Raw genomic sequence first — 17413 nt, forward strand, 5'->3', positions numbered from 1 at the left:
CGGCTGCGAAGATGATCCGGTGTGGGGAACCGGGACCATCTGGCTGATCGTCGCCCTGGCGGCGGCGGTTGGCGCCGCCGGGTGTCTGTGCGTGGCGGTGGTCCGGGCACGGCGACTGCACCAGGCGGCTATCGAGGAGCGCGGCTGGCTGCTGGAACGGGAGCGCGAGAGCGCGACGCGGACCGCTGTCGACGCCGAACGGGCCAGGATCGCCACCGAGCTCCACGACATCGTCAGCCACAACGTGAGCCTCATGGTGGTCCAGGCCGGAGCTGCCCGTGAGGTGCTGGCCACGATGCCGGACGAGGCCGCGGCGGCCCTGAGCGCCGTCGAGGCCGCCGGGCGGAACACGATGACCGAGCTGCGGCACCTGCTCGGCCTGCTCGCACCCGCGCAGAACGGCGACGACGAGCCCTACGGTATGGACCTGTCACCGCAGCCGAGCTTGAGCCGGCTCAGCCCGCTGATCGACCGGATCGCCTTTGCCGGCCTGCCCGTGGAGACGCGGATCTCCGGCGAGCCGCGCCCGCTGCCGACCGGGATCGATGTCACCGCCTACCGGATCATCCAGGAGGCGTTGACCAATGCCCTCAAACACGGGGACGGAGCGAAAGCCGAGGTGACGGTGCGATACGCGGACCACTCCCTGCGGGTCGAGGTGCTGAACAGCGGACCGAGCGTCCTGTCGGGCGGCCGGCCCGCGCGGAGAGAGCCGGTCCCGGGCCAGGCGGACGGAACGGGACGCGGGCTGCTCGGCCTGCGGGAGCGGGTCGCCCTCTACGGCGGCGACCTGGACGCCCGCCGCCGCCTCGGCGGCGGCTACCGCGTCCGCGCCCGGCTCCCGCTGGACCGGCCATGACGACGCACGCCGAATCCGCCCCTCGCGTCGTCATCGCCGACGACCAGGAACTGGTCCGCACCGGCTTCCGCCTGATCCTGACCGCCCGCGGCATCGACGTGGTGGGCGAGGCCGGCGACGGAGCCGAGGCCGTGGCCGCCGTACGGAGGCTGCGGCCCGACGTGGTGCTCATGGACATCCGGATGCCTGTCATGGACGGCTTGGATGCCGCCCGGCGCATCCTCGCGCAGGCCACGGACTGCCGGGTGATCATGCTGACCACCTTCGACCTCGACCATTACGTCTACGCCGCCCTCGCCGCCGGAGCCAGCGGATTCCTGCTCAAAGACGTCACCCCCGCGCATCTGGCCGCCGCCGTACGTCTGGTGGACACCGGTGACGCCCTGCTCGCACCCTCGATCACCCGCCGCCTGGTGGAGCGCTTCGCCCCCGGCGCCCCCAGAACCGGCTCGGGCCTCGCGACCCCGGCCGTCCACCGGGACCTGGCCGCACTGACGCCGCGCGAGCGCGAGGTGCTGACGCTCATGGGCCGGGGTCTTTCCAACACCGAACTGGCGCGGGAGCTGACGCTCAGCGAGGCGACTGTGAAGACCCACGTGGCACGGATCTTCGGCAAGCTGACCCTGCGCGACCGGGCCCAGGCCGTCGTCCTCGCCTACGAGACGGGACTCGTCTCACCGGGCGAATCCGCTGCCGACGGGAACCCGGCGGCCGACGGCTCAGCGTCGCGGAAGAGACGTCACTCCGGCTGAGGTGCTGTTGTCCCGGCGATCGCGGTCGTTGCTGAGGTGTCGGCGGCTCCTCCGACCCCGGTACGCGGCCGCTCACTCCGCGTCACCGTCAGGAAAATCCCGCCCGCGGGAATTGCCCCGCCCCCAGCCTTTGTTACCTTGGACGTGGCACCGGTTCGATCCAAGCCCCCGGGCCCAACCATAGGCGCTTCGAGCGCCCACTTGCCGCGAGGCGAGCATGGCGGGCCGGTGTCACAGACTTCAGGGCGGAGCCCCGATCGCGTAGAAGGCGACCGGGGCTTTGTCGTGCGCGGTGGACCCTCTGGCGTCTCCGCGGCCTCCGGTCGGGACCGTGACGCCCCTCACTCGTACCGTAGAACGGAAACGTAATTCCGCGATACGGTCGCCATGCGCCCCCCGGACCGGAAAAACTGTCGCAACCGCCGCACCCGGACCGGTCAGGGCTGTAGGGAGGGTATTCGCGCCTACTCGCCGGTAGGTGCGACGATCGGACCGCACGTCCGGCGGGTCGCCGTTCACCACGGGTCACGATCGGTCGCAAGGAAACAGCAGGTGGAAAGAGGAAGTCGGCATGGCAACGGCGCCCAGCGTCTCCTACTCGATGACGGTCCGTCTTGAGGTGCCCGCGAGCGGTACGGCGGTCTCCCAGCTCACGACGGCCGTCGAGTCCTCCGGGGGCTCGGTGACCGGCCTCGACGTGACGGCGTCCGGTCACGAGAAGCTCCGGATCGACGTCACCATCGCCGCCTCCTCCACGGCACACGCCGACGAGATCGTCAGCAAGCTGCGCGGTATCGAGGGCGTGACCCTCGGCAAGGTCTCCGACCGTACGTTCCTCATGCACCTCGGCGGCAAGATCGAGATGCAGTCCAAGCACCCGATCCGCAACCGTGACGACCTCTCCATGGTCTACACGCCCGGCGTGGCGCGGGTCTGCATGGCGATCGCCGACAACCCCGAGGACGCCCGCCGCCTGACCATCAAGCGCAACTCGGTCGCCGTCGTCACCGACGGCTCCGCCGTGCTCGGTCTCGGCAACATCGGCCCGAAGGCCGCGCTGCCCGTCATGGAGGGCAAGGCGGCGCTCTTCAAGCGCTTCGCGGGCATCGACGCGTGGCCGCTGTGCCTGGACACGCAGGACACCGACGCGATCGTGGAGATCGTCAAGGCGATCGCCCCGGGCTTCGCCGGGATCAACCTGGAGGACATCTCCGCGCCGCGCTGCTTCGAGATCGAGGCCCGCCTGCGCGAGGCGCTCGACATCCCCGTCTTCCACGACGACCAGCACGGCACCGCCATCGTCGTGCTCGCCGCGCTCACCAACGCGCTGCGCGTCGTCGGCAAGAGGATCGAGGACGTGCGCGTCGTCATGTCGGGCGCGGGCGCCGCCGGTACGGCGATCCTCAAGCTCCTCCTCGCGGCCGGTGCCAAGCGCGCCGTCGTCGCCGACATCCACGGCGTCGTGCACTCCGGGCGCACCGACCTGGTCGACGCGGCCCCCGACTCGCCGCTGCGCTGGATCGCCGACAACACCAACCCGGAGAACCTCACGGGGACCCTCAAGGAGGCCGTGCGCGACGCGGACGTCTTCATCGGCGTCTCGGCCCCCAACGTCCTCGACGCGGACGACGTCGCGGCGATGGCGGACGACGCGATCGTCTTCGCGCTCGCCAACCCCGACCCCGAGGTCGACCCGGGCGAGGCGCGCCGCACCGCCGCCGTCGTCGCCACGGGCCGCTCCGACTTCCCGAACCAGATCAACAACGTGCTGGTCTTCCCGGGTGTCTTCCGCGGTCTGCTCGACGCGCAGTCGCGCACCGTCAACACCGAGATGATGCTCGCCGCCGCGACCGCGCTCGCCGATGTCGTGAGCGCCGACGAGCTGAACCGCAACTACATCATCCCCAGCGTCTTCAACGACAAGGTCGCGGGCGCGGTCGCCGGAGCGGTGCGCGACGCCGCCCGCGCGGCCGGTGAGTCGGCGGAGGGCGCCATGAGCGCCCCCGTCGCCCCCGTGGCGGGCTGAGGCGGGTGAAGGGCCCGTACGGGGAGCCGGTTCCGCGACCGGGTCCGTACGGGCCGACGAGGGCTTTCGGCCGAGGTGGTGCGGGGTGCGGACGACCCGTACCGACCCGCGTGGCGGACGTGAGGCACGCCACGCCGGGCATCGGCCCGCCTCCAGCGGGCAGACGTACGGTCGGCGCGTCGCGAATCGCAGCCCCCGCACCCGGCACCTAGGGTGTCGGGCACGAGACACGACGCGCCCGCAGCTCCACGGGGGACCCGGATTGGCGTTCCCGCCGCAGGTGGGGGCAGGATGCCTCTCTGGGCGCGAGGGTCCGTAGAGCAGGACCCGGGTCCGGGGGACCTCGTGGACCCTGGCAGCATCGGCTTCGCTGTTGCCCAACATGCGGCAACGCCGCGTGGCACGCCTCAACGGCAAGAAGAACACGGGAGTACACAACATGAACCGCAGTGAGCTGGTGGCCGCCCTGGCCGACCGTGCCGAGGTGACCCGTAAGGACGCCGACGCCGTGCTGGCCGCGTTCGCCGAGGTGGTCGGTGACGTCGTCGCCAAGGGCGACGAGAAGGTCACCATCCCCGGCTTCCTGACCTTCGAGCGCACGCACCGTGCGGCTCGTACGGCGCGCAACCCGCAGACGGGTGAGCCGATCCAGATCGCGGCGGGTTACTCCGTGAAGGTGTCGGCGGGCTCGAAGCTGAAGGAAGCGGCGAAGGGGAAGTAAGGGGGCGGGTGGCCGTTCGCGGTCGTCGCACCCTCTTTGCCGGGGCGGGCCCCTTTGTGGGGCTCCGCCCCACACCCCGCTCCTCAAACGCCGGAGGGGCTGAAAAAATCAACGTGAAGGGGGCGGTCACCCAGCCGGGTGACCGCCCCCTTCACGTGCGTCCGCTTACGCCAGGCCCTTGCTGGGCAGCTCCACCTTCGCTCCCAGTTCCATCAGCTTGTCCATGAAGTTCTCGTAGCCGCGGTTGATCAGGTCGATGCCGTGGACGTGGCTCGTGCCCTGGGCCGCGAGGGCGGCGATGAGGTAGGAGAAGCCGCCGCGCAGGTCGGGGATGACGAGATCGGCGCCCTGGAGGCGGGTGGGCCCCGAGACGACGGCCGAGTGGAGGAAGTTGCGCTGGCCGAAGCGGCAGTCCGAGCCGCCCAGGCACTCGCGGTAGAGCTGGATCTGCGCGCCCATCTGGTTGAGCGCCGCCGTGAAGCCGAGGCGGGACTCGTAGACCGTCTCGTGGACGATCGAGAGGCCCGTGGCCTGTGTGAGGGCCACGACGAGGGGCTGCTGCCAGTCGGTCTGGAAACCCGGGTGGACGTCCGTCTCCAGCGCGATCGAGTGGAGTTTTCCGCCCGGGTGCCAGAAGCGGATGCCGTCGTCGTCGATCTCGAAGGCGCCGCCGACCTTCCGGTACGTGTTGAGGAACGTCATCATCGAGCGCTGCTGCGCCCCGCGCACGTAGATGTTCCCCTCGGTCGCGAGGGCGGCCGAGGCCCAGGAGGCGGCCTCCAGGCGGTCGGCGAGGGCGCGGTGGCGGTAGCCGCCGAGGCGGTCCACACCGGTGATCCGGATGGTCCGGTCGGTGTCCATCGCGATGATGGCGCCCATCTTCTGGAGGACGCAGATGAGGTCCTCGATCTCGGGCTCCACCGCCGCGTTCGACAGCTCGGTGACGCCCTCCGCGAGCACCGCCGTCAGCAGCACCTGCTCGGTCGCGCCGACCGAGGGGTAGGGCAGCCGGATCTTGGTGCCGCGCAGGCGCGTGGGCGCCTCCAGGTACTGGCCGTCGGCGCGCTTCTCGATGCGGGCGCCGAACTGGCGCAGCACGTCGAAGTGGAAGTCGATGGGTCGGCCGCCGATGTCGCAGCCGCCCAGGCCGGGGATGAAGGCGTGACCCAGGCGGTGCAGCAGGGGGCCGCAGAAGAGGATCGGGATGCGCGAGGAACCGGCGTGCGCGTCGATGTCGGCGACGTTCGCGCTCTCGACGTGCGTCGGGTCCAGGACCAGCTCGCCCGGCTCCTCGCCGGGGCGCACCGTCACGCCGTGGAGCTGGAGCAGGCCGCGCACGACCCGGACGTCACGGATGTCGGGCACGTTGCCCAGCGTGCTCGGCTCGCTGCCGAGCAGCGCGGCGACCATGGCCTTGGGCACGAGGTTCTTCGCGCCTCGGACCCGGATCTCGCCCTCCAGCGGGGTTCCGCCGTGGACAAGCAGTACATCGTCGGTGACGGTCATCGATCTCGCGTTCCGAAGGAGGTGGACAGGGCCGAAGCAAAGCGTAATCGCCGGGGGAGGGCGGACGGCGTGCCTGAACGGGACACAAAACGTCATGAGTTCGCCACAACACGAACGGTCGAGAACCAAATGCGGTACGTCACCGTCCGCGTGTCGTGCGCGGGGGACGCCTCCGTGCGCCCTGAGCTGCGGCGGCGAGCCCGGCGTGACCCACTCCCCGCCCCTTGCGCCGATGCGGGATCATGGCTGTCATGACCGGGGTGTCCTCGCTCACAGGGCGACTGCTCGTCGCCACACCGGCCCTCGCGGACCCGAATTTCGCGCGCGCGGTGGTCCTCGTCCTCGACCATGACGCCGAGGGCACCCTCGGCGTGGTCCTCAACCGGCCGACCCCCGTCGGCGTGGACGACATCCTGGAGGGCTGGGGGCCGCTCGCGGGCGCGCCCGGTGTCGTCTTCCAGGGCGGCCCCGTCTCGCTCGACTCCGCGCTCGGTGTCGCCGTCGTGCCCGGCGAGCCGGGGGCCCGGACGAGCCCGCTGGGCTGGCGGCGCGTGTACGGGGCGATCGGCCTCGTCGACCTGGAGACCCCGCCCGAACTCCTCGCCGCCGCGCTCGGCGCGCTGCGGATCTTCGCCGGGTACGCGGGGTGGGGGCCCGATCAGCTGGAGGACGAGCTGGAGGCGGGGGCCTGGTACGTGGTCGACGCGGAGCCCGGCGACATCTCGGCCGAGCGCCCCGAGTCGCTGTGGCGCGAGGTGCTGCGCAGGCAGCGCGGGACGCTGGCGATGATGGCGACGTATCCCGAGGACGCGAGCCTCAACTGAGGGCTCGCGGGCGTTCCCGCCGGGCCGCCCCGCGTGGGTACCCTAGGAATTTATGAGCACTCTTGAGCCCGAGCGCGGTGGCAGCACCTCCACTCTTGTCGAACCGGTCCCGCAGACCTCGCACGGTGACGGTGATCACGAGCGGTACGCGCACTATGTCCAGAAGGACAAGATCATGGCGAGCGCGCTCGACGGCACGCCCGTCGTCGCCCTGTGCGGGAAGGTCTGGGTGCCGGGCCGCGACCCGAAGAAGTACCCCGTGTGCCCCATGTGCAAGGAGATCTACGACTCCATGGGTCCCGGTGGCGACAACGGCAAGGGCGGCAAGGACGGCAAGGGCGGCGGCAAGAAGTAGCCGCCCCCTCGCGCCCGCGCCCCCTCGCGCCCGCGCCCCGCACGGCCAGGGTCCTCCTCATGCACGGACCCCCGCACCACCGGTCCCGACCGGGCGGTGCGGGGGTTCCGTGCGTCGTGGGCTTCCGCGTGCGCGTCCTTTCGGGAAGTCTGGGGCGATGTTCGAGGGGTTCACGCAGTCCACTGTCAGCACCGGGGAAGCCGAGATCTTCGTACGGCACGGGGGCGAGGGCCCGCCCGTGCTCCTCCTGCACGGCCATCCCCGCACCTCCGCGACCTGGCACCGCGTCGCCCCGCTCCTCGTGGCCCGCGGGTTCACGGTCGTGTGCCCGGACCTGCGCGGCTACGGGCGCTCGCGCGGCCCCGCGCCCTCGCCGGACCACAGCGCCCACTCCAAGCGGGCGGTGGCCGGCGACCTGGCGCGCCTCATGCGGGAGCTGGGGCACCCGCGCTTCCGCCTCGCGGGGCACGACCGGGGCGTCGCCGTCGCCCTGCGGCTCACGCTCGACCACCCCGAAGCCGTCGCGCGCGTCGCGTTCCTCGACGGCATCCCGCTCACCGCGCACCTCGACCGGGTCGACGCCCGCTTCGCGACCCAGTGGTGGCACTGGTTCTTCTTCGCCCAGCCGGATACGCCCGAGCGCGTCATCACCGCCGACCCCGACCGCTGGTACCGGGGCGACCCCGCGCGCATGGGCGTCGAGAACCACGCGGAGTTCCGTGCCGCGACCCGTGACCCCGAGGTCGTCCGCGCCATGCTGGAGGACTACCGGGCCGGGCTCACCGTGGACGCCCGCGACGAGAGGGCGGACAAGGCGGCGGGCCGCCGCGTGCGCTGCCCCGTGCTCGCGCTGTGGTCGCTGCGGGACGACCTGGAGGAACTGCACGGCGACCCGGTGCGGATCTGGCGCGAGTGGGCCGACGACGTGCGCGGGCACGGCATCGACTCCGGACACCACGTCGCCGAGGAGGCGCCGGACACCCTCGCGGCCGACTTGGCCGCCTTCTTCGCGGGCTGACCCGGCGTCGGCTTTCGGCCGCGCGAGAACCCGTCCCTCTCAGGGTCTTCGCATGTCAGCCCCCATCTGGTGGACTAGACCTCATGACTGGACTGGACCACTCGGACCCCACGCCCGAAGCCCCCGCCCCCGGCGTGCTCGGCACCCTCCTCCCCGCCCCCCGCCGCCTCACCCCCGGCGCCGGGACCCTCCGCCTCGATGCCTCCGTGCGGCTCGACGCCGGCCCCGGTACCGGGACCGCCGCGCGGGCCCTGCGGCGCGATCTCGGGGTGCCGCTCGGGCTCGACTTCCCGGAGAGCGGGGACGGGCCCGTCGTACGGCTGCGGGTCGAGGAGAGCGACGCGCCCGAGGCGTACGTCCTGACCGTCGACGGTGACGGCGTACGCATCACCGGCGGCGGGCCCGCCGGGGTCTACTACGGCGTCCAGACGCTCCGCCAGCTCGCCGGACCCGCCGCCCTGCGCCGCGCCCCGCTCACCGCCGCCGCGCCCACCGTCCCCGGTGCCGCGCCCGCGCCCGTACCGGCGCCCGGCGCCGAGATCCCGTACACGGAGATCGAGGACAGCCCCCGCTTCGCCTGGCGCGGCCACCTCCTCGACGTCGCCCGGCACTTCCTGCCCAAGGACAGCGTGCTGCGCACGATCGACCTGCTCGCCGCGCACAAGCTCAACGTCCTGCACTTCCACCTCACCGACGACCAGGGCTGGCGCATCGAGATCGAGCGCTACCCGAAGCTCATGGAGAGGGCCGCCTGGCGCCCGCGCACCAAGCGCGGCCACCGCACCTCCGAGCTGTGGGACGAGACCCCGCACGGCGGCTACTACACGCGCGACGACCTCCGGGAGATCGTCGCCTACGCCGCCGAGCGGCACATCACCGTCGTCCCCGAGATCGACGTGCCCGGGCACTCGCAGGCCGCGATCGCCGCGTACCCGCACCTCGGCAACACGGACGTCGTCGACACGACCGCGCTCGGCGTGTGGGAGACGTGGGGCGTCAACCCGAACGTCCTCGCTCCCACCGAAGAGGTCCTGCGTTTCTACGAGGACGTGTTCACCGAGGTCCTCGACCTCTTCCCGTCCACCTTCTTCCACATCGGCGGCGACGAGTGCCCCAAGGACCAGTGGAAGGCGTCCGCGACCGCCCAGGCGCGCATCGCGGAACTCGGCGTCGGTGACGAGGACGGGCTCCAGAGCTGGTTCATCCGGCACTTCGACACCTGGCTGACCGCGCGCGGGCGGCGGCTCATCGGCTGGGACGAGATCCTGGAGGGCGGGCTCGCGCCCGGCGCCGCGGTCACCTCCTGGCGCGGCTACGCGGGCGGGATCACCGCCGCGCGCGCCGGGCACGACGTCGTCATGTGCCCCGAGCAGCAGGTCTACCTCGACTTCCGGCAGGCCGATGCCGAGGAGGAGCCCGTCCCGATCGGGTGGGTACGGACCATGGAGGACATCTACCGCTTCGAGCCCGTGCCGCCGGAGCTGACCCCGGACGAGGCGCGGCACGTGCTCGGCGCGCAGGCCAACTCCTGGGCCGAGGTGATGGACAGCCAGGACCGCCGCGACTACCAGACCTTCCCGCGCCTCGCCGCGTTCTCCGAGGTCGTCTGGAGCGAACTGCCCGCCCCCGACGCGCGCGACTACGAGGGCTTCGCACGGCGCATGGACGCGGCGCACTACGCGCGGCTCGACGCGCTCGGCGTCGCGTACCGGCCGAAGTCGGGACCGAGGCCCTGGCAGCGGCGCCCCGGCGTCGGCGGCTTCCCGCGGGAGGGCAGGCCGCCGCGCGTGTGAGTCAACGCGGGGCCAGGGGGCGCGGGTCCGGGGGAGCGGGGCGCGAGGCGGCCCGCGCCCGCGCGCTCCCTGCCCCCGGGCAGCCCCGGCCCCGCCCCCACCCCCGCTCCGCACCCGCGCGAAGATGTGCCAGAGTTGCCACGTCCGGCCCGTGACGACGTACCGTACGGCAGCACAGGCCACAGGCGGGACGCGTCCGGGGCAACGGGAAGGGGCAGCCGCTTTGACCACACAGGCACCGAATGCGGCGGTCTCCCTGCCCACCACGCTGGAGGAGGCCGTGGCCGCGCTCGCCGCGACCCCCACCGCCGTGCCCGTCGCGGGCGGCACCGACCTCATGGCCGCCGTCAACGCCGGACTCCTGCGCCCCGCCGCCCTCGTGGGCCTCGGCCGCGTCGCCGAGATCCGCGGCTGGCAGTACCTCGACGGCCACGCCCTGCTCGGCGCCGGGCTCACGCACGCGCGCATGGGCCGCCCCGACTTCGCCGCGCTCATCCCCGCGCTCGCCGCCGCCGCGCGCGCCGCCGGGCCCCCGCACATCCGCAACGCGGGCACCCTCGGCGGCAACATCGCGACCGCCGCCGCCACGGGCGACGCGCTCCCCGTCCTCGCCGCGCTCGAAGCCACCGTGCTCCTCGCGGGCGCGGGCGGCGCGCGCCGCGAGGTCCCCGTCTCGCACCTCCTGACGGGCATGGACCCGCTGCGCGGCGGTGAACTCATCTCCCACGTACGGGTACCGCTCCTGCACGCCCCGCAGGTCTTCCTCAAGGCGACAGGACGTACGGGCCCGGGCCGCGCGGTCGCCTCGCTCGCCCTCGTGCTCGACCCGGCCAGGCGCGCGGTGCGCTGCGCGGTCGGCGCGATCGCGCCCATGCCGCTGCGGCCCCTCGAAGCCGAGGCGTGGGTCTCCGCGCTCGTGGACTGGGACGGCGACCGCAGCCTCGCGCCCGAGGCGCTCGCCGCGTTCGGCGAGTACGTCGCCGCCGCCTGCGTACCCGAACAACCGGCGGGCGAGGACGGCGTCGTGCCCCCGCTCACGCCCGCCGTATCGCACCTGCGGCGCACCGTCGCCGCGCTGGCCCGTCGCGCACTGGGGAGGGCGCTCGCATGAGCGAGGAACAGGACCGGCCCACACCGCCGCAGCAGGACCCCTACGGCGAGGGCCCGGGGCCGTACGGCGGCTGGGAACCCGTTCCGCACACGGACTACGACGCCGACGCGACCGCCTTCGTGAGCCTGCCCGAAGGCCTCCTCGACGCGGCTCCCCTCGCGGCCCCGGGCCACGGCTACGTACCGCCGCGCATCCCGCCCGCCGGTACGGACCCGGGCGCGACCGGGCACTGGGACGTCCCGCGGCAGCAGCCGGAGCCCGGCCCCGAGGCACCCGGCGAACCGGCGTACGGGCCCAGCCCGATGGAGACCACGGTCCAGTTCGCCGCCTTCACGCCCGAGCCCGCCGCCGAGGCCGCACGCGACGCGCAGCCGAGCGAGCCGAGCGCCTCGGGGGCCACCGGACAGTGGCAGATCCCCGTCACAGAGGGCGCGCTGCCGGAGGAGTCCGGCGAGTTCCAGGGCTCCTCGCTCACCTCGCAGTGGTCGAGCACCGCCCCCGCGACCCTCCCCGGCGGCGCGATCGCGCCGTGGGCGGTGGCGGCGCAGGAGGCGCGGGAGGCGGAACGGGACGGGACAGCGACGGCGGAGGAGCCCGCGCCTGGCGGGGACCTGCCCGGCGGCGCGGGGGTGCCGGAGCCCCGGCGGGAGACGGCGCCCGGGTACGTACCGGGCGAGGAGGAGTCTTCGGCGGAACCGGAGGCGGCCGCCCCTCACGAGGCCGGTACCGAAGCCGCTCAAGAGGCGGAGGCGGCCGAGGAGTCCGTACCCGGTGCCGCCGCCGAGGAGACGCCCGAACCCGAGTCCGAACCCGCGCCCGAACCCGCGCCCGAACCCCAGTCCGAACCCGCGCCCGAACCCGAGTCCGCCGCGGAACCCGAGCCCGAAGCCGAAGCCGAAGCCGAAGCCGAGCCGGAACCCGAGCCCCAAGCCGCCACCCTGGTCGCCGGGTTCCCCCTTCCCGACGAGCACCCCCTCGCCTCCTACACGCTCTCCGTCAACGGCGTCGAACGGCCCGTCGAGGCCGCCTGGATCGGGGAGTCGCTGCTCTACGTGCTGCGCGAGCGGCTCGGGCTCGCCGGGGCCAAGGACGGGTGCGCGCAGGGCGAGTGCGGGGCGTGCAACGTCCAGGTGGACGGGCGGCTCGTCGCCTCCTGCCTCGTGCCCGCCGCGACGACCGCCGGGAGCGAGGTCCGTACCGTCGAGGGGCTCGCGCGCGACGGCGAGGCCTCCGACGTGCAGCGCGCGCTCGCCGCGCACGGCGCCGTGCAGTGCGGGTTCTGCGTCCCCGGCATGGCGATGACCGTGCACGACCTGCTGGAGGGCAACCCGGCGCCGACCGTCCTGGAGACCCGGCAGGCGCTGTGCGGGAACCTGTGCCGCTGCTCCGGCTACCGGGGCGTGCTCGACGCCGTCCAGGACGTGGCCGCCGGCCGCCGCGAGGCGAGCGAGGAGCGGGCCGCGGCGAAGGAGGAGGCCGCCGAGGCGGAGGCATCCGCCGGGCACCCCCACGCCCGGGTCCCGCACCAGCCGGGCCCCGTCGACCAGGAACCTGCCACGACCCCGCCCTACGGCACGGACCTCGGCGAGGCCGGGGGCACCTACGGCGCGGGCTTCGCGGTGCCGCCCGAGGGCCCGTACGCACCCGAGGGCCCGTACCCGCCGGAAGGCCCGTACTCGTCCGAAGGCCCCTACCCCCCCGAGGGCCCCTACGAGGACCCCGGTCAGCACACCTACGGCGCAGGTGAGCACTTCGCGCCCCAGGACGGAGGCCAGGCATGAGCGAGTCGACCCTGGAGTCCCTGGAGTCCCTGGGGGCCGAACCGGCCGAGGACCGGCCCCCCTTCGGCCTCGGGACCTCGCTGCCGCCCGCCGAACTGCGCACCAAGACCGAGGGCACCTTCCCGTACGCCGCCGACCTGTGGGCCGAGGGCCTCCTGTGGGCGGCCGTCCTGCGCTCCCCGCACGCGCACGCGCGCATCGTGTCGATCGACACGGGCGAGGCCCTGCGCATGCCGGGCGTCCGCGCCGTGCTCACGCACGAGGACCTGCCCGCCCACTCCTTCGGCGGCGAGCGCCCCGTCTTCGCCTCCGAGGTCGTACGCCACCACGGCGAGGCCATCGCCGCCGTCGCGGCCGACCACCCCGACACGGCGCGCATGGCGGCGGCGGCCGTCCAGGTCACGTACGAGACGCTCGACCCCGTCACCGACCCCGAGGAGTCCTTCGAGGCGGCCCCGCTGCACCCGGACGGGAACCTCGTGCGGCACATCCCGCTGCGCTCCGGCGACCCCGAGGCGGTCGGCGAGATCGTCGTGGACGGGCTCTACCGCATCGGCCGTCAGGACCCCGCGCCGATCGGCGCCGAGGCGGGACTCGCCGTACCGCGCCCGGACGGCGGCGTGGAGCTGTACACCGCGTCGACCGACCCGCACGGCGACCGCGACCTCGCCGCCGCGTGCTACGGGCTCAGCCCCGACCAGGTCAAGGTCGTCGTGACCGGCGTCCCCGGCGCGACGAGCGACCGCGAGGACCAGAGCTTCACACTGCCGCTCGGGCTCCTCGCGATGCGCACCCAGTGCCCCGTCAAGCTCACCGCCTCGCGCGAGGACTCCTTCCTCGGCCACGCCCACCGCCACCCGACCCTGCTCCGCTACCGCCACCACGCCGACGCCGAGGGCCGCCTCGTCAAGGTCGAGGCGCAGATCCTCATGGACGCGGGTGCGTACGCGGGCAGTTCGGGCGAGGCGCTCGCCGCCGCCGTCTCCTTCGCCTGCGGCCCCTACGTCGTCCCGAACGCCTTCGTCGAGGGCTGGGTCGTGCGCACGAACAATCCGCCCTCCGGCCACGTGCGGGGTGAGGGCGCGATGCAGGTGTGCGCCGCGTACGAGGCGCAGATGGACAAGCTCGCGAAGAAACTCGGCGTGGACCCGGCCGAGCTGCGGCTGCGCAACGTCCTCGCGACCGGGGACGTCCTGCCGACCGGGCAGACCGTGACGTGCCCGGCGCCCGTCGCCGAGCTCCTCGAAGTCGTACGGGACGAGGAGTTGCCGCCGCTCCCGAAGGACACCCCCGAGGACGAGTGGCTGCTCCCCGGGGGGCCCGAGGGCGCGGGCGATCCGGCGGCCGTGCGGCGCGGGGTCGGCTACGGGGTCGGCATGGTGCACATGCTCGGCGCGGAGGGCGCGGACGAGGTCGCGACGGCCACGGTGAAGATCCACGACGGCATGGCCACGGTCATCTGCGCGGCGGTCGAGACCGGGCAGGGCTTCTCGACGCTCGCGCGGCAGATCGTGCAGGACGTGCTCGGCGTCGAGGACGTGCGCGTCGCCGCCGTCGACACCGACCAGCCGCCCGCCGGGCCCGCGTGCCACGGCCGCCACACCTGGGTCTCGGGCGGGGCCGTCGAACGCGCGGCCAAGATGGTCCGCACCCAGCTCCTCCAACCCCTCGCGCACACCTTCGGCATGTCCGCCGAACTCCTCCAGATCGCGGACGGCAAGATCACCAGCTACGACGGGGTCCTCTCCACGACGGTCGCGGAGACGCTGGAGGGCAAGGAGCTGTGGGCGACGGCGCAGTGCCGCCCCCACCCCACCGAACCGCTCGACGCGGACGGTCAGGGCGACGCCTTCGTGGGGCTCGCCTTCTGCGCGGTGCGCGCGGTCGTGGACGTGGACATCGAGCTGGGCGCGATCCGGGTCGTCGAGCTGACGGTCGCGCAGGACGTGGGCCGGGTGCTCAACCCGGCGCAGCTGCGCGCCCGGATCGAGGCGGGGGTGACGCAGGGCGTCGGCGCCGCGCTCACGGAGAACCTCCGCACCCCGCGCGGCCTCGTCCGCCACCCCGACCTGACGGGCTACCCGCTCCCGACCGCGCTCGACACCCCGGACATCCGCGTCGTGCGCCTCGTCGAGGAGCGCGACGTCATCGCCCCCTTCGGCGCGAAGGCCGCGAGCGCGGTCCCGGTCGTGACGACCCCGGCGGCGATCGCCTCGGCGGTCCGCGCGGCGACCGGACGGCTCGTGAACAGGCTGCCGATCAGGCCGCAGCAGGCGGTGGCGAACCCGTAGGGGGCAGGGGGCGCGGGGGCCTTACGAGGCGGGCCGTTCGGGGCGCACGCGCGAAGGGGCCGGGCGTCCCCTTCTCCCGGGACGCCCGGCCCTCGCTCGACCGAGGCCGTGATCGGATTCGAACCGACGTAACCGGCTTTGCAGGCCGGCCCCTGAGCCACTCGGGCACACGGCCACGCGCACACGTACGGACCGCTGTCCATGGCCCGCCGTGTGCTGTGCGGTACCCCGACCGTAGGAGCGGGGCCGGGGTGCGGGCAAGGGGGCGGGCGTCCCTGCCACGGAGCCGACATACGGCGTTCACGGGGGGCCATACGCGGTGGCGATCAGAGGGGCGCGTGCGGGCGCGACCGTCCCGTGCCGGCCCGCCCGGAGTCGTACGCCGAAAGGACGAGCGTCCGACCGGCTTCCGACAGGGGCGTATGCCGTATTCGCCCCTTACCCTGGGCCGGTGAGTACGAGCCAGCAGCCCGGCGGCGCCGAAGCCGCCGGCCCCGTCCCGATACCGGCATTCCTCGACCCCGCCCCCGCGCCCGCTCCGAGTGGCGGTGTCCTCTCGCGCCCGTACCTGGCCCTCAGCCTCGGCATCGTCTCCGTCGTCCTGCTCATCGCCTTCGAGGCGACGGCGGTCGGTACGGCGATGCCGGTCGCGGCGCGCGAGCTGCACGGGGTGCCGCTCTACGCCTTCGCCTTCTCCGCGTACTTCACGACGAGCCTGTTCGCGATGGTCCTCGCGGGGCAGTGGGCCGACCGCGCGGGCCCGCTCGCGCCGATCACGCTCGGCATCGGCGGCTTCGCGGCCGGACTGCTGCTGTGCGGCACGGCGGCGAGCATGTGGGTCTTCGTGCTCGGGCGCGCGGTGCAGGGGCTCGGCGGCGGGCTCGTGATCGTCGCGCTGTACGTCGTCGTCAGCCGCGCCTATCCGCGCAGGCTCCAGCCCGCGATCCTCGCCGCGTTCTCGGCGTGCTGGGTCGTGCCCTCGGTCGTGGGGCCGCTCGTCGCGGGGACCGTCACCGAACACCTCGGCTGGCGGTGGGTCTTCCTCGGCATCCCCGTCCTCATCCTGCTCCCGCTCCTCCTCGCCCTCCCGCAGATCCGCCGCCGCGCCGCCGGGCCGCTGCCCGCCGACCCGGACGCGCCGCCGCGCGCCGCGCCCCGGGGCCGCCTCGCCTGGGCCTTCGCGCTCTCGCTCGCGGCCGGGCTGCTCCAGTACGCGGCCGGCGACCTGCACTGGTGGTCGCTGCCGCCCGCCCTCGCCGGCGCGGTGCTGCTCGCCCTGGCGGTACGGGTGCTGCTGCCGCGCGGGACGTGGCGCGCGGCGCGCGGCCTCCCCGCCGTCGTGCTGCTGCGCGGGGTCGCGGCGGGCGCGTTCATCGCGGCCGAGTCCTTCGTCCCGCTCATGCTCGTGACGCAGCGGGGGCTGAGCCCGACGCTCGCGGGGCTCTCCCTCGCGCTCGGCGGCAGCACGTGGGCCTTCGGGAGCTGGGCGCAGGCACGGCCCGCCTGGGCCGCGTACCGCAGGACGTTCATGACCTTCGGCATGGTGCTCGTCGCGCTGGCGATCGCGACGGCCCCCGGCGTGCTGCTCTCCTGGACGCCGGTGTGGATCGTCGCGGTGGCGTGGGCCTTCGGCTGCTTCGGGATGGGCATCGTCACCTCGGGCACAAGCACGCTGCTCCTCGAACTCTCGGCCCCCGAGGAGGCGGGCACGAACTCGGCGGCCCTCCAGATGTCGGACGGCCTCTCCAACGTGCTCCTGCTCGCGCTGGGCGGCGCGGCTTTCGCGGCGGCGGGAGGCGGGGCGGTGGGGGCGGCGAGCACCGCGCACGAGGTCGCGGCCGGGACGGCGGCGCAGGCGGGCGCGGGGCACCCGGCGGCCTTCGCGGCGGTGTTCCTGCCGCTGGCGGGGGTGGCGGCGGTGGGGGTCCTGGTGGCGCGGCGGACGCGGGGGTAGGGGAGGGCGGGAGCGGAGGGCGGCGGGGCGGGAGCGGGGGGTGGCGGGGCGTGTGCCCCGCCGGGTCCGTGCCGCTCCCGTACGGCGTCGCGTGGGCGCGGCGCACTGCTCCCGTACCGCGCTCCCGTGCGCCTTCGCTCAGCGGGACGACGCCGTTCAGGTTCACCGAGACGACCTGGTTCCACGGGTCGTCGCCGCGGGAGGGGCTCCGCGTGTCCGGACCCGCTGCCCGCGCCATGGGTCGGCCCGAACGGCCTGTGCGATCTCGCCGCACAGCGCTGCGGCCCCCTCTCCGGGTGAGAAGGGGCCGCAACGGGTGCTTCGGTCAGCGTGCCTCGGAGTGCTTCGCCATGCTGACGAGGCCGGTCCAGGAGTGCGAAGTCAGGTTCAGGACGGGTCCGTTGGGGAGTTTGCTGTCGTAC

At 74.0% G+C, this 17413-nt stretch carries 13 protein-coding genes and 1 tRNA gene; 12 read left to right on the forward strand and 2 right to left on the reverse strand.

Translation table 11 applies throughout. The features are described from left to right. Window positions 1-19 precede the first annotated feature (19 nt). The 4 genes from ACIP4O_RS11630 (at window position 20) to ACIP4O_RS11645 (ending at window position 4358) form a co-directional block, all read left to right on the forward strand. Window positions 20-859, forward strand: a complete 840-nt coding sequence (locus tag ACIP4O_RS11630) for a sensor histidine kinase (RefSeq protein WP_401574103.1) — start codon at window positions 20-22, stop codon at window positions 857-859. Next, window positions 856-1611, forward strand: coding sequence for a response regulator (locus ACIP4O_RS11635; protein WP_401574105.1), 756 nt, complete (start codon window positions 856-858; stop codon window positions 1609-1611). The genes ACIP4O_RS11630 and ACIP4O_RS11635 overlap by 4 nt, the downstream gene beginning before the upstream one ends. Before the next feature lie 571 nt (window positions 1612-2182). Further along, complete coding sequence (locus ACIP4O_RS11640) at window positions 2183-3637, forward strand: NAD-dependent malic enzyme (protein WP_401574106.1); 1455 nt, start codon at window positions 2183-2185, stop codon at window positions 3635-3637. Window positions 3638-4076: 439 nt separating this feature from the next. Next, window positions 4077-4358: an HU family DNA-binding protein gene (locus tag ACIP4O_RS11645; RefSeq protein ID WP_008745984.1), complete on the forward strand. Its 282-nt coding sequence runs from the start codon at window positions 4077-4079 to the stop codon at window positions 4356-4358. Window positions 4359-4523: 165 nt separating this feature from the next. Here the strand turns inward: ACIP4O_RS11645 and murA are convergent, their stop codons facing one another. Next, window positions 4524-5864 (reverse strand): UDP-N-acetylglucosamine 1-carboxyvinyltransferase, encoded by a 1341-nt coding sequence (gene murA, locus ACIP4O_RS11650; RefSeq protein WP_401574108.1) that lies wholly within the window; start codon window positions 5862-5864, stop codon window positions 4524-4526. 251 nt (window positions 5865-6115) lie between these two features. On the opposite strand from murA, the gene ACIP4O_RS11655 reads away from it, so the two are divergent. The 7 genes from ACIP4O_RS11655 to ACIP4O_RS11685 all read left to right on the forward strand — a co-directional run bounded on the left by ACIP4O_RS11655 (window position 6116) and on the right by ACIP4O_RS11685 (window position 15037). After that, window positions 6116-6688 carry a YqgE/AlgH family protein gene (locus tag ACIP4O_RS11655; RefSeq protein ID WP_401574110.1) on the forward strand — a complete coding sequence of 191 codons (573 nt, stop codon included), beginning with the start codon at window positions 6116-6118 and terminating at the stop codon, window positions 6686-6688. 52 nt (window positions 6689-6740) lie between these two features. After that, window positions 6741-7043, forward strand: a complete 303-nt coding sequence (locus tag ACIP4O_RS11660; RefSeq protein WP_361332272.1) for a DUF3039 domain-containing protein — start codon at window positions 6741-6743, stop codon at window positions 7041-7043. A 157-nt stretch (window positions 7044-7200) separates the two neighbouring features. Next, window positions 7201-8061, forward strand: a complete 861-nt coding sequence (locus ACIP4O_RS11665) for an alpha/beta fold hydrolase (protein ID WP_401574112.1) — start codon at window positions 7201-7203, stop codon at window positions 8059-8061. An 83-nt stretch (window positions 8062-8144) separates the two neighbouring features. After that, on the forward strand, window positions 8145-9854 hold the full coding sequence (locus ACIP4O_RS11670; RefSeq protein WP_401574114.1) for a beta-N-acetylhexosaminidase: 1710 nt from the start codon (window positions 8145-8147) through the stop codon (window positions 9852-9854). A 223-nt stretch (window positions 9855-10077) separates the two neighbouring features. Further along, the gene (locus tag ACIP4O_RS11675) at window positions 10078-10965 is read left to right on the forward strand and encodes an FAD binding domain-containing protein (RefSeq protein ID WP_361332266.1); all 888 of its coding nucleotides are present in this window, start codon (window positions 10078-10080) and stop codon (window positions 10963-10965) included. After that, entirely contained in the window at window positions 10962-12746 is a 1785-nt protein-coding gene (locus tag ACIP4O_RS11680; protein WP_401574116.1) for a 2Fe-2S iron-sulfur cluster-binding protein, read from the forward strand. Before ACIP4O_RS11675 ends, ACIP4O_RS11680 begins: the two co-directional genes overlap by 4 nt. Further along, a complete protein-coding gene (locus ACIP4O_RS11685) occupies window positions 12743-15037 on the forward strand; it encodes a xanthine dehydrogenase family protein molybdopterin-binding subunit (RefSeq protein ID WP_401574118.1) in 2295 nt (764 codons plus the stop codon). The genes ACIP4O_RS11680 and ACIP4O_RS11685 overlap by 4 nt, the downstream gene beginning before the upstream one ends. A 103-nt stretch (window positions 15038-15140) precedes the next feature. Here ACIP4O_RS11685 and ACIP4O_RS11690 read toward each other — a convergent pair. Beyond that, a tRNA-Cys gene (locus tag ACIP4O_RS11690) sits at window positions 15141-15212 on the reverse strand. Window positions 15213-15488: 276 nt separating this feature from the next. Between ACIP4O_RS11690 and ACIP4O_RS11695 the strand changes: the two genes are divergently transcribed. Further along, window positions 15489-16991: an MFS transporter gene (locus ACIP4O_RS11695; RefSeq protein WP_401574120.1), complete on the forward strand. Its 1503-nt coding sequence runs from the start codon at window positions 15489-15491 to the stop codon at window positions 16989-16991. The last annotated feature ends 422 nt before the right edge of the window (window positions 16992-17413 follow it).

Origin of the sequence: Streptomyces sp. NPDC088923, assembly GCF_044749745.1 — a bacterium.
Classification (GTDB): domain Bacteria; phylum Actinomycetota; class Actinomycetes; order Streptomycetales; family Streptomycetaceae; genus Streptomyces.